A 13,290-nucleotide genomic window follows, 5' to 3' on the forward strand; every position below is an offset into this window, starting at 1 on the left:
GGAACATAAAAAAACCACCGCCGTAGCGATGGTTTTTTGATTTGCCAAACTATTAAATAATTAATCTAATACTTTAACCGTACGAAGCTTTTGCTCTTCTTCTACTTTTTTATTAACGATATATTGATGCGTCATACTAAATAAGTTATTTACTGTCCAGTATAGAACCAGACCTGCTGGGAAGAACAGCATGAATGCGGTAAAAATAATTGGTAAGAACTTCATGACTTTTGCTTGCATCGGATCAGCTGGCTGCGGGTTAAGCTGCTGCTGGATAAACATCGATGCACCCATCAATAATGGCAAGATAAACCATGGGTCCATCGCTGATAGATCCTGAATCCATAAGATCCACGGTGCGTGACGTAACTCCACACTCTCAACCAGTACCCAATATAAAGCTAAGAAGATCGGCATTTGCATCAAGATTGGCAAACAACCCGCCATTGGATTGACTTTTTCCTCTTTATACATTGCCATCATTTCTTGCGACATTTTCATGCGATCGTCGCCATGCTCTTCTTTTAGTGCAGCTAGACGCGGCGCGATAGCACGCATCTTCGCCATTGAGTAGTAGCTCTTATTTGAGAACCACATCAACGCCAGTTTGACTAAAATCGTCAGTAGAATAATTGACCAACCCCAGTTGCCGATGACTTTATGAATGCCATCCAAGATAGCAAATAGCACCTTCGATATTGGCCATAACAAACCATAATCAACGGTCTGATTCAATCCTACTGCCACATCTTTAAGCTCAGATTGTACCTTAGGACCTGCGTATAACGTGGCATTCAAGGTCACTTGCTTGTTTGGTGCTACATTAACCGGCTGGCTATTAAAACCAATGAAGTAATCATCACCTGTTTCACGGCTAAAGAATTTACCGGTAAAGTTTTCAGGTGTCCATGCTGATACAAAGTAATGCTGTACGATCCCAACCCAACCTTTATCACTGGTTGTGGTCAACTCGCCATCATTAAATTTGCCAAATTTCAGCTTATTATACGGATCATCTGGTGTACCCCAAGCGCCACCTAGATAAGTCGCCATACTTAGCGCGCCTTTATCCGACATACCAGGATCTTTGCTGTCATCACGCTTTAGCTGTGCAAACATCTGTCCTTGCCATGCCGCGGTAGAAGCATTTTGAATCTGATAACTGATGTCGATAGGGTATTTATCATGAGTAAAGGTAAAGGTCTTGGTAATTGTCACGCCATCTTTTTTATAAGTAAGCGGTACGGATAAAGTCTGCTGACCTTTTTCCATGACATAGTTGTTAGCACTATGGCTGTACTTAGCACGACCTTCTGCAGTATCGATACCATTCTGACCAATAAGACCAGACTGAGCGACATACACACGATTACTATTATTTTCCAATAATACAAAAGGCTTATCACTATCGAGCGTTGCATCATACTGCTTTAGGGCAGCATAAACGATATCGCCGCCTACTGGATTGATTTTGATGTCATAGCGATCAGTGGTGACCGTGATTAACCCTGCGTCTGCGACAGGTGTTGCTGTCACAGCACCATTACTGACAGGCAACGTCTGTACCGGAATATCACCTGCGGCACCGCTAGTAGAAGGAATGTCAGCTCCTACTGAAGTTGCCGTTTCTGGTGCTGTGTCTACAGCTGGCGCATCGGCATAATCATCTCGCCATGCCAAAATCAGCAGATAAGCGGTAATTAACATCGCAATGATGATCATCACCCGAAATATCTTTTGCATAAACCTTTCCTAGATTAAAAAATTAGGGAATGAAAAATTAGGGCATGTGTCATGACTGTACCATTATCATCATATCTGACAACAGTATCGGCAGTCATTTACATAAAATGTGCATCATTTTACTAAAAATATACCCTAAATGATACCAAGAGTGTGGATAACTTGTGGGTAACTAAATAATCATCCAAGACTTCGCAATCGATAATAAACGCTATGTGAATGTCATCATATGGTTCAAGCGAGACACATAGCTCTTATTATCTCTAAAAACATATAAACCTTGAGCTTTTACGCTAGTAGCTAGTGTAATAGAGGGTACATACCGATAATGATAAGAAGATAGCGGTAGAGGCACAAAATCAATCCCATGTCCGCCTAAAGGATGACAGCGGCCGATACGTTTTAATAACAACCAACTACCCGCTCGGATACCATGCCATGCCAAAGCCTGTTTACCATAGTTTGAGCAAGTTGGATAATATCGACACCGAGCAGGTAATATCGGACTAACTATCTTTTGATAAAAAACAATAAAAGAATAAAATAAACTATATAGAATATTATTTATTTTTTTTAATAAAAATTCCATTTTATTTTTTTTCTAGTTTTTTAAAAATGTTGTTTATCTGATTTTTCAATTCTTTAAGATCTATATCTTTTATAGATTTTTTAACTATAAAAACAATATCTTTATTTTCTAAACAATAAGCCTTTACACGAAAATGCTCACGTATTTGACGTTTAATTAAATTTCGTGCGACAGCTGTAGGCACTTTACGCTTGGTAATGGCCATACCGACTCGTGGCTGCTCACAAGTATTGGTACGCACAAATGCCATCAGATGGCTCTGATGAAGCTTACGCTCAGGTGCATCAAACACCTCACGGAATGCCGCAGGCGTGAGTAAGCGCTGTTCTTTGGTGAAGCGGGCATTAGCTGCCACTGAAACGGTATTAGACATAGTACAACCTAGTATATAAGCGAATAGCGATAGCTGAGATAATAGCGTAGAAATAACAACAAAGTATAGAGACAAAAAAAGCGCCGATGCGGGCGCTTTTAATATATGGCTAAGTGTCAGTTGTGGTGATTGACTATCGCAATCTATAAATAATAGAAACACAACAAGCACTATAAGCCATGCTTATCGCAATCTACTGATTATACAGTAAGACGATGACGTCCTTTAGCACGGCGACGAGCTAGGACCTGACGGCCCTTTTTAGTTGCCATACGAGCACGGAAACCGTGAGTACGTTTACGCTTGATCACGCTTGGTTGGAATGTACGTTTCATAACTCACCTATCAAAATAATGGACTAAATTCGTAATAACGGAGGATTATACCATTGCATAGAATCTTGGTCAATGAACTAATTTAATCATATGTTTATGAGGACACATATTCTACTAGAGCAAATATCATTGTGAATAATTCTTCAGCTAAAAATACCTAGTTATCATTAAAATTTAACCATCAGACAATTTGTTTATTCATCAATTCTTAGAAGTTATCCCCAGTTTGCGTGTAACTCTATAATAATTAATTATTAATATATATAGATATTGTTGTTATTGGTAACCTGAATATCTGTGTCTAAGTTGTTTTTTATGAATATTATCAATAAATTGGACTATGGGTAATCCTGTGGATAACCTGTGGGCTAAATATGGATAACTAGGTCTTTGAAGTTACCCACAAAATTATCCACAGTGTTATCCCCAAAAAACAAGGTTTTATCCACAGGCTATTTGTGTTAGATTATCCCCTACTTAATTTCTAGTTTCGTATAGCGTACCAGTGTGACTTTTGCCGGAAATAATTTTAAGTAATACCTTGAGCAGTATCGAAAGCTACGCAACAGATTACACTGGCAAAACACAATTATTATTTCAAATTATAGGGTTAGTATCTTTCATGATAGACACAGCAAGTATTTGGGATAAATGTCTAAATGACTTACGATATAACGTCAAAGACAACGTATTTACTATGTGGTTAAGACCATTGTCTGCTCATCAGGAGGCGCAAACGCTGACTATACTTGCTCCAAATGATTATTTTGTGACTTATATCAAAAAAAATCATTTGCAAGATATACAGCAGCTGGTTGCTAAGCACAGTCAGGGAAGTATTGAAGAAGTTATTGTACGTGTTGATAACGCTGGCCGCGATAACGAAGAAACCCACCAATTGCAATCAGGGTCTTTATTTGAAGAAGACAAGCCCTCCCCTACTCCTGCGGCGCATAAGTTTGAGGCCGTTTATCATAATAATGCGAAAGCCGATATCGATGCCAATGTGCATTATGCAGAATTGGTCGATTCTACCGATGCCAAGTCGTTAAGTTATCTAAACCCTGACTTCACTTTCGAGACCTTTGTCACTGGTAAATCTAACAATCTGGCTTATAAAGCCTGTTATGAGCTTGGTAAGCGCCAGTCAAAAAATAGACACAATCCTTTATTTATATATGGACCTTCTGGTTTGGGAAAAACGCATTTAATGCATTCTGTAGCGCATCGCTATTTAAAAAATAATCTAAGTTTTTATTATTTCACTTCTGAGAAATTTATTAATCAATTGGTTTATTCATTAAGAAATAATAAAATAGAAGATTTTAAAAAGAAAATAAAAAAAGTAGATTTATTGATTGTAGATGATATTCATGTATTAGCAGGAAAGACCAAAAGCAGTAATGAATTTTTGACACTGTTTGCAGATTTTACCAGTGGCGATAAACAACTGATTTTGGCATCAGATCGTCACCCTTCACAAATGACAGAATTCGATGAACGTTTTAGATCACGATTTTCTTGGGGGTTAACCGTAGCAGTTGATCCGCCTGAAATTGATACTCGCGTACAAATTTTGCAAAAAAAGGCGGCTTCATATGGTATGACCCTGCCTAAAGAATGCGCATTATTCATCGCCCAAAATGTGGTTTCAAATGTTAGACGTTTAGAAGGTGCTCTCAATCAAGTTTTTGCTAACGCTAACTTGACGGGCGCACAAATCACGCTAGAGATGGTGCAATATGCGCTAAAAGACATCGTCGCGATGCGTGTGCAAGCGGTGAATATGGATAATATTCGTAAAGTGGTTGCTGAGTATTATGATGTGACCATCAAAGAGATGATGGGTCGTAAACGCACGCGCAGTATTGCTAGGCCGCGTCAAATAGCGATGGCGTTATCGCGTGAGTTGACTGGTGATAGCTTTCCTGAGATTGGTCAATCATTCGGCGGTCGCGATCATACGACGGTGATGCATGCTTGCGACAAAGTTAATGAGCTACGAGCGGCAGATCCTGCGTTTGATAAAGATTACAAAACACTGGCATTAATGTTGCAAGCGGGTTAGCAGGTCACGGTATCACTATGTTTTAGTAGGTTGATATGGTTTATAATATTAGAGATACGAGTAGACAGACAGTGAATGGATTATAGTCAATAGACAGGGTATGATTAAGCCATTATTATTAAGATTTATAATAAAAATCATTTAAATAAGAGTAACCAAGCATGCAATTATCGATTAATCGAGAGTCGTTACTAAAAGCCATTAATTTGATCGCCAAGGCTGCTGATAAACGGCACAATATGGTTATTTTGGGCAATATCAAGTTACAGTTATCCGAGTCGGCGCTTATTTTGACGGCTTCCGACTTAGAAGTCGAGCTGACATCGACTTTGAAATTGCCTGCTGGTGCTTGTGTGGAAGCAGGTACAACGACTTTACCTGCGATAAAGTTAAAAGACATCTGTAAATCATTGCCCGCACAAGCTCAAGTTAATCTAGCAACTCAAGCAAACGAGCGCTGCCTGCTAACCAGTGGCAAAAGCCGTTTTACTTTAGGGACTTTACCTAGCGAAGATTATCCGAGTTTGGGCAATCCTGAAAATATCACACCATTGACCATCAGTCGCAATCGTCTTATTGATTTGATTCATAAAACCCAATTTGCGATGGCAATTCAAGATGTCCGTTATTATCTAACGGGTATGCTATTTGATATAGCGCAGCAGCAGCTGACGACGGTCGCAACTGATGGGCACCGATTGGCCTTAGCGCGCAGTGTTATTGATGTCAGCGCAGATTTAAATATGCAGGCTATTTTGCCCCGTAAAGCTGTGATTGAGCTTGAGCGTTTGGCCTCTGAGCTTGGCAAAATGCTTGGGGATAAAGACAATGCCGTCACGTTAAGTTTCGGTCGTGAGTTTTTACAAGTGAGTTTGCCGTTTGGTGATGTGGATAGTGCAGGGCAAGTCAATCAAGATTTGATGGTAACTTTTACCGCACGTCTGATTGATGGTAAATTCCCAGATTATCGCCGTGTAATGCCTAGCAATACCGACAAGCTTGCTCTGTTTAATCAAGAAAAAATGATGGATGTATTGCGCCGTGTCGCGATTTTGAGTAATGAGAAGTCTCGCGGCGTGGTGTTTAATTTTGCCAGTGATGGTATGGTAGAAGTGCGAGCCAATAATGCAGAGCAAGATGAAGCGGTTGAGATGATACAGGCAAAGTATCAAGGTGAACCGATGGAGCTGTCTTTTAATGCTGCTTACTTGCAAGATGTGCTTGGGGTGATTCAAGGCGACTTGCAAATGCACATGAGTCAGTCAAATGCGTCTGTATTGGTGAATCAGTTAAATGATGACTTCCATCAGTATGTCATTATGCCGATGCGTATATAGTTTTTGTGTACATAGTTTTAGGGCTTTGAGCCGCTTAAGAGTAAAGGATGGAGAAACTCAGTTTATTAGATTGAGAAATAAGGGAAGCTGAGTTTCTTTGATTAAAATCTTATATTTTAAATTGATAATTATCAAACTTTTGCCTGATATGATAGGTGAATCAAATAGGCGGCTGTCGGTATTATGATTGAACGTCTACAAATCTCTAACTTGCGCAATCTCACGAAAGTCGATCTACACACAACAGAATGTAACATCATTATCGGTGCCAATGGCAGCGGAAAAACCTCCTTACTTGAAGCCATATTTTTGCTGTCAAGAGGGAAAAGCTTTCGTCATCACCAGCCAAAACGCTATATTCAGCACCATCAAAACAGCGCAACTGTACATGCTAGACTTAGTGATAGCAGTACCTTAGCGATTCAAAAACAAGCTGATGCAACGACAGTTCTACGTCTGAATCAAAGTACCGTTTACAATCAAAGTATCTTAACTGAGCAGCTACCAACGCTACTGATAGACCCCTCGACGATGGATATGTTGGAGCAGGGCAGTGCCAGTCGCCGCCAACTATTAGATTGGTTGGTGTTTCACATGAAACAAGGATTTCATCCGCAATGGCTTGCTTATCAGCGTCTATTAAAACAGCGCAATAGTTTACTCAAAAAGACACGTCATTTGACCCAAGTGCAGCTCGCTGAACTAAAATCGTGGGACAAAGGGCTTAGCAATCATGCGGCACTGATTCATCATTATCGCGAGCGCATATTCTTAGAGTGGCAGCCTTATTTTGCCAACAGTATCGCGCAATTATTGCCCACTTATGCAGAGCAACTAAGCCTAAGCTATAATGCAGGTTATGATACTCATATTGCGCTGGATATACAGCTTAACGAGCGCTTAGAGCAAGATTTGCAGCTAGGATATACTCGTATCGGCAATCACCGTGCTGATATTCATGTGCATTGGCGATCTAATGGCTCAATAGCGTCAAACACTGACCTTTCAGATATAGGGCGTGAACAGGATATCAATCCTAAATTACCTGTTTTAAAAGAGCAAGCAGCCAATGTGTTGTCGCGTGGTGAAAAAAAGCTCTTAATCACAGCACTGCGTTTATCACAACTGCCCTTACTGCTAAATACCCAAAAGACTAGCAGCATATCGGATAACAGCGCTCAGATAACGCCAGTGGTATTACTTGATGATATTACTGCAGAGCTCGATGATAGGGCGATTGATATTCTATTATCGACGCTAGCTCAGCTACCATGTCAGGTCTTTATGACCAGTTTAACTGAGGAAGTTTTGCCTGTGGTGCATCAATACTGGTCTGAACCAAATACGTTTCATGTGAAACAAGGGCAGATATCGAGCTCTTAACAGTTTTTTTATAGTATTTCTTTGCTCCTCAGCTTTTCATATCGATACTCATCTACACCTTATTTCACAATAATATAAATGCTCTTTCAGAGCTGGTTCTGTAGCTATAAAACGCTCAGTAAACAGTGACTTAACGGCGAAAAAATGCTAAAATAGAGCTTTATTTTTGTCCTGTTCTCAGCAAGTTATTTGATGACGTTATGTAGGCATTTATTAATGCCTACGGATCTATAAGTATTTGATAAATATAATTTTTTATTTACTCTGATGGTTTCTGCAAAGCCCCAAAAAAGAAGCCGATGTCAGAAAGATAAAGCGCAAATTTACAACGTTTTTAAAGTTGTTATCAATACTCAAGAATTTTAGCTAATCCTGTTTTAGCTAGTGATGCTTATCAAAGGTTTTGACTGTAAAAATTAAGTCTAAAATAACGTTATGAGGCGTCATCGTAGTGGTGCGCTAATAACAAACGGCTGATTATGGCTAGATTAAGGAATGCACATGAGTGATTCATTACCTATCGACCACGAGCAACTGACGTCAGACAGCATTGCTGAAGCTACGGCACCAGCGGTGGTTGCTGAAAGTTTACCTTCTGATTATAGCTCCAAAGATATTCGTGTATTGCGCGGGTTAGAAGCGGTGCGCGTCCGCCCTGGTATGTACATCGGTGATACTGATGATGGTACAGGCTTACATCATATGGTCTTTGAGGTGGTGGATAACTCTATCGATGAAGCGCTAGCAGGTCATTGTGACCAGATTGATATTATTATCCACGAAGATGAGTCTGTGAGCGTCATGGATAACGGTCGCGGCGTGCCCGTTGATATCCATCCAGAAGAAGGTGTGTCTGCCGCGCAGGTCATTATGACGGTACTGCATGCTGGTGGTAAGTTTGATGATAACAGCTATAAAGTATCGGGCGGCTTACATGGTGTTGGTGTTTCGGTCGTTAACGCACTATCGAAAAAGCTTGAGATGAATATCTGGCGTGAAGGTTATCACTATCATCAAACCTATACCGATGGCGTGCCTGATGCTGATATTCAGCAGATGGAGTCAACCGACAAAACCGGCACGCAAATTCGTTTTTACCCAAGTAGCGATGTGTTTACTGGCACCATCTTTGAATACGATATTTTAGCAAAGCGTTTGCGTGAGCTTTCATTTTTGAACTCAGGTGTACGCATTGTTTTAACGGATGAGCGTATTGATAAGCGCCATGAGTTTGAGCATAAAGGCGGCTTGTCAGAGTTTGTCAGTTATATCAATGCTGGTAAAGACGGCATCAATGAAGTCTTCCACTTTACTAGCGAGCAAGATGATGGCATCAGTGTCGAAGTGGCATTACAGTGGACTGATACCTATAACGAAAAAGTATTTTGCTTTACCAATAATATCCCGCAGCGTGATGGTGGGACACATCTATCAGGTTTTCGCTCAGCATTGACGCGTGGCCTGAACAGCTATATGGATCGTGAAAATTTATTTAAGAAAGAAAAAGTCGTTGCAACCGGTGATGATGCTCGTGAAGGTTTGACCGCAATTGTATCGGTAAAAGTACCTGATCCAAAATTCTCTAGTCAGACTAAAGACAAACTGGTGTCGAGCGAAGTAAAATCTGCTGTTGAATCAGCGATGCATGATAAGTTTAATGATTATCTATTGGAAAATCCAAGTGCTGGTAAGGCTATTGCCAGTAAGATTATCGATGCTGCACGCGCCCGTGATGCCGCGCGTAAAGCCCGTGAAATGACCCGTCGCAAGACCACACTGGATATCGCAGGTTTGCCTGGTAAGTTAGCAGATTGTCAAGAAAAAGATCCGGCATTGTCAGAGCTTTATATTGTGGAAGGTGACTCTGCAGGCGGTTCAGCGAAGCAGGGTCGTAGCCGTAAAACCCAAGCGATTTTGCCATTAAAAGGTAAAATCCTAAATGTTGAGCGCGCACGTTTTGACAAAATGCTGTCATCTGCTGAAGTGGGTAACCTGATTACGGCGCTTGGCTGCGGCATTGGCCCAGATGAGTATAATCCGGACAAAGTACGCTATCATAAAATTATCATCATGACCGATGCGGACGTTGATGGATCTCATATTCGCACCCTGCTGTTAACGTTCTTTTTCCGCCAAACGCCTGAGTTGATTGAGCGGGGTTATATTTATATCGCCCAGCCACCGCTGTATAAAGTAAAAAAAGGTCGTCAAGAGCTGTACCTAAAAGACGACGAAGCACTTAAAGCATATCTATTGTCTTCAACGATTGACAATACTAAGCTACATATCAGTGCGGATGCCCCTGCGATTACGGGTCAAGCGCTAGAAACGCTATTAAACGATTATAACCAAACGCAGCTGATTAAAGCCCGTTTGCAGATTCGTTTTCCGTCGGTGTTATTGGATGCGCTGACGCATACGCCGAAGCTTAGCACTGATATGACTTATGATTTGCCTGCGATGCAAGCTTGGAAAGAGACGATACAAGCCCAGCTTGAGCACTTCGGTAGTGATTTAAGTCCGGAGATTGAGCTAGTTAATATCCATGCGCCGCAGCCAAAAAATATGGACGCCGCCGCTGCTGATTTATTAGGTATGAAGCCTATGCTAGAAACTGAAGATGGCGCGGCGTCTGATAGTGAAGCGTTATCTGCTAAAGCACAATGGTTGCCACGTATTACCGTGTATGTGCATCAATTAGCCCATCATTATCTGCTGGATGCAAGCTTTATCAACTCAGGTGAGTACAGTAAGCTGCTGCGTTTGTCTGCTGAATGGAATACCTTACTTGCAGAAGATGCCTTTATTCGCCGTGAAGCAGGTGCAGGAACTACTAAAGATATCCCTGTACGCGACTTCGATTATCTCTGGCAGCAGATGATGCTTGATGCGCGACGTGGTCTAGCGATTCAGCGCTATAAAGGGTTGGGTGAGATGAACGCTGATCAGCTCTGGGATACTACCATGGATCCTGAAAACCGTCGTATGTTACGCGTCACGATTGAAGATGCGATTGCCGCGGATCATATGTTTACCTGTCTGATGGGTGATCACGTTGAGCCGCGCCGTATTTTCATTGAAGAAAATGCATTGACGGTGTCTAATTTAGATATCTAAATGTCATAATATGATGAATAAATGAAAAACCATCGCTTTGATAATCAAGGCGGTGGTTTTTTACTATTAGGGTTGTTTCACGTGAAACAGAAAATAATAAGCGGATAATAAGATGATAGAAGTTATATTGCTAGCGATTGCCCTTGCGATGGATGCGTTTGCTGTCTCGATTGGGCTAGGGGCCAAATCGCAAAGACAGCAGCCCCGTTATGTGCTGCGTTTGGCTATTTATTCGGGTTTATATTTTGGTATTGCGCAAGGCGTGATGCCACTGATAGGTTATCTATTGGGTGCTGTATTGCTAGGCTGGCTGGCTGCTGCTGCGCCGTGGATTGGCGGTGGTATCCTTATTCTACTTGGCGCTAAGATGTTATACGAAGCACTCAATGATGAAGTTGAAGCGCTGATAGAGGACAGTTCTGATAAGAATATACAAGAAAAAATCAATCATCGGATGCTGTTTACATTAGCTATCGCGACCAGCATTGATGCGATGGCAGCTGGCTTTACTTTAAACTTACTGGCGCTTAATGCATGGTTAGCGTGCTTTACTATCGCTATTATTACCGCTGGATTTGGCTTTTTCGGTATTTATTTAGGTAAGTCTTCTGGAACATGGCTTGAGGATAAAGCTGAGATATTAGGTGGTATAGTACTTATCTTGATTGGACTAAAAGTGATGTTTTTTAGCTAATTTATTAACTTTTATCTTTTAATATATAAAAAAATACCGCTTCGTATATCAAAGCGGTATTTTTTTGTTTCACGTGAAACTATAATTATTTATAACAGTCGCTATTATTTATTCTTCATCAGTATCAAAACGCCACGCGAGTATACGCGTGCTTTTTTGACCTTGGCTCATCTCAATGATGCGCATTTGAGCAACACCAAGCTGCTTCAATAATAACTGCATTGGTTTCACGTTTTCTGATTTTGAAACTAAGCTTGTGAACCAGCCAACATGCTCAGCGAAATCTTGACTCTCTTTTGCCATCTTGGTTAAGAAGGCAATCTCACCGCCCTCAGACCATAGCTCTTTATGCTGACCACCAAAGTTTAGGTTTTGCGCGGCATTACCAGACTTGGTTGAATGTCGGCTGATCTGTTCGTTTTCATTTTTACCGCGATGTCGTTGCAAATTATGCTGCTTACGGCTATTGGCTTCCATCGCTTCTTCTAGTGAGGCATGGAACGGCGGGTTACATACCACCACATCAAAGTAATCTTGGCGACCGATGATGTTTTTAAAAATAAATTTAGGTTCAGGTTGCAGTTTTACTTTGACCGCGCTTTTTAGCTTTGGGTTGGTTTCACAAATCAGCGCGGCAGTATTGACCGAAATAGGGTCAATGTCTGAGGCGGTAAAGCGCCAGCCGTAGCTTTGGCTACCAATAATGGGATAAATCGCGCTGGCACCGGTGCCAATATCTAGGGCATGGATTTCTTTGCCAGTTGGTGGCGTATTGTCTTTATTCACATGCGTGGTTTGCGCAAGCAACTCAGCGATATAGTGAATGTAATCAGCACGACCAGGAATCGGTGGACAGAGATAACCTTCTGGGATGTCCCAAAATTTCACCCCATAATAATGCGCCAGTAATGCCTGATTAAGGACACGCACAGCGGCCCTGTCGGAGAAGTTAATCGTCGACTCGCCTTTAGGGTTGGTAATGGTGTGCTTAGCAAGCTCAGGTAAAGCGCGAGTCAGTACTTCAAAGTCATAGCGACCTTGGTGCGGATTGCGCGGATGCAGCTGGCCGAGTTTTTTGGCAGTCTCAGGTGATCGGTTTCGGTGATTATTGGCGGTCGGGCGACGGTTCATAGGCTTACTGGTCATAGTATCGGGCTTTGATGTTTGAATATAATGCACCATTTTAGCAGATTTCACGAATCACTAGCGTCTTATCGACTACGTAAAATCAGATTTAATCCCAATATTATCATCGCTGTACCCAATACGCGGTCGATCCAATGTTCAAAACGCTGAAAGCGACGATGAATGGCAGGAATAGACAGCAACATCACCACGGTACTAAACCATGCCATCTGCAAGACCATCATCCATACGCCATAAATAGCCAGTTGCCACAGCGGTATATCGGGTGAAAGGACGAGAGTAAATATCGCCACGAAATATACGGGCGCTTTTGGGTTAAACACATTACAAAAAAAGCCACGGCGCAGAATGGAAGCGGTTGAGCCTGTATCAGTAGGCGGTTTTTTGGTAGAAATAGCTTTATCAAAAAGCTCTGTGTGAGTGCTAAGCGTCATTTGCTTAGCAAGAGCACTTGGTGAAATGTGCGCACCTAAATCTGTTGGTTCTGCGGAAAAGGCTAAATTTA

At 41.5% G+C, this 13,290-nt stretch carries 11 protein-coding genes; 5 read left to right on the forward strand and 6 right to left on the reverse strand.

Annotated features, from left to right (window positions below; all coding sequences use genetic code 11):
• Positions 1-60 precede the first annotated feature (60 nt).
• The 4 genes from yidC to rpmH all read right to left on the reverse strand — a co-directional run bounded on the left by yidC (position 61) and on the right by rpmH (position 3,040).
• Complete coding sequence (gene yidC / locus ABYU67_RS06360) at positions 61-1,743, reverse strand: membrane protein insertase YidC (protein ID WP_372844164.1); 1,683 nt, start codon at positions 1,741-1,743, stop codon at positions 61-63.
• Positions 1,744-1,954: 211 nt separating this feature from the next.
• A complete protein-coding gene (gene yidD, locus ABYU67_RS06365) occupies positions 1,955-2,332 on the reverse strand; it encodes a membrane protein insertion efficiency factor YidD (RefSeq protein WP_372844165.1) in 378 nt (125 codons plus the stop codon).
• Position 2,333: 1 nt separating this feature from the next.
• Complete coding sequence (gene rnpA / locus ABYU67_RS06370; RefSeq protein ID WP_372844166.1) at positions 2,334-2,705, reverse strand: ribonuclease P protein component; 372 nt, start codon at positions 2,703-2,705, stop codon at positions 2,334-2,336.
• A 200-nt stretch (positions 2,706-2,905) separates the two neighbouring features.
• The gene (gene rpmH / locus ABYU67_RS06375; RefSeq protein ID WP_007394757.1) at positions 2,906-3,040 is read right to left on the reverse strand and encodes a 50S ribosomal protein L34; all 135 of its coding nucleotides are present in this window, start codon (positions 3,038-3,040) and stop codon (positions 2,906-2,908) included.
• Positions 3,041-3,662: 622 nt separating this feature from the next.
• On the opposite strand from rpmH, the gene dnaA reads away from it, so the two are divergent.
• The 5 genes from dnaA (at position 3,663) to ABYU67_RS06400 (ending at position 11,639) form a co-directional block, all read left to right on the forward strand.
• Positions 3,663-5,108 carry a chromosomal replication initiator protein DnaA gene (gene dnaA / locus ABYU67_RS06380; RefSeq protein WP_372844167.1) on the forward strand — a complete coding sequence of 482 codons (1,446 nt, stop codon included), beginning with the start codon at positions 3,663-3,665 and terminating at the stop codon, positions 5,106-5,108.
• A 161-nt stretch (positions 5,109-5,269) separates the two neighbouring features.
• Positions 5,270-6,445, forward strand: a complete 1,176-nt coding sequence (gene dnaN, locus ABYU67_RS06385; protein WP_372844168.1) for a DNA polymerase III subunit beta — start codon at positions 5,270-5,272, stop codon at positions 6,443-6,445.
• A 183-nt stretch (positions 6,446-6,628) separates the two neighbouring features.
• Positions 6,629-7,828: a DNA replication/repair protein RecF gene (locus tag ABYU67_RS06390; protein WP_372844169.1), complete on the forward strand. Its 1,200-nt coding sequence runs from the start codon at positions 6,629-6,631 to the stop codon at positions 7,826-7,828.
• 501 nt (positions 7,829-8,329) lie between these two features.
• Positions 8,330-10,945: a DNA topoisomerase (ATP-hydrolyzing) subunit B gene (gene gyrB, locus ABYU67_RS06395; protein ID WP_372844170.1), complete on the forward strand. Its 2,616-nt coding sequence runs from the start codon at positions 8,330-8,332 to the stop codon at positions 10,943-10,945.
• A gap of 112 nt (positions 10,946-11,057) precedes the next feature.
• Positions 11,058-11,639: a manganese efflux pump MntP family protein gene (locus ABYU67_RS06400; RefSeq protein WP_372844171.1), complete on the forward strand. Its 582-nt coding sequence runs from the start codon at positions 11,058-11,060 to the stop codon at positions 11,637-11,639.
• A gap of 108 nt (positions 11,640-11,747) precedes the next feature.
• Here the strand turns inward: ABYU67_RS06400 and rlmF are convergent, their stop codons facing one another.
• Positions 11,748-12,785, reverse strand: coding sequence for a 23S rRNA (adenine(1618)-N(6))-methyltransferase RlmF (gene rlmF / locus ABYU67_RS06405; RefSeq protein WP_372844172.1), 1,038 nt, complete (start codon positions 12,783-12,785; stop codon positions 11,748-11,750).
• A gap of 65 nt (positions 12,786-12,850) precedes the next feature.
• Positions 12,851-13,290: LysE family translocator (locus tag ABYU67_RS06410; RefSeq protein WP_372844173.1), on the reverse strand; the 440-nt coding region annotated here is incomplete at its 5' end.

The organism is Psychrobacter sp. (assembly GCF_041554015.1).
Taxonomy (GTDB): domain Bacteria; phylum Pseudomonadota; class Gammaproteobacteria; order Pseudomonadales; family Moraxellaceae; genus Psychrobacter.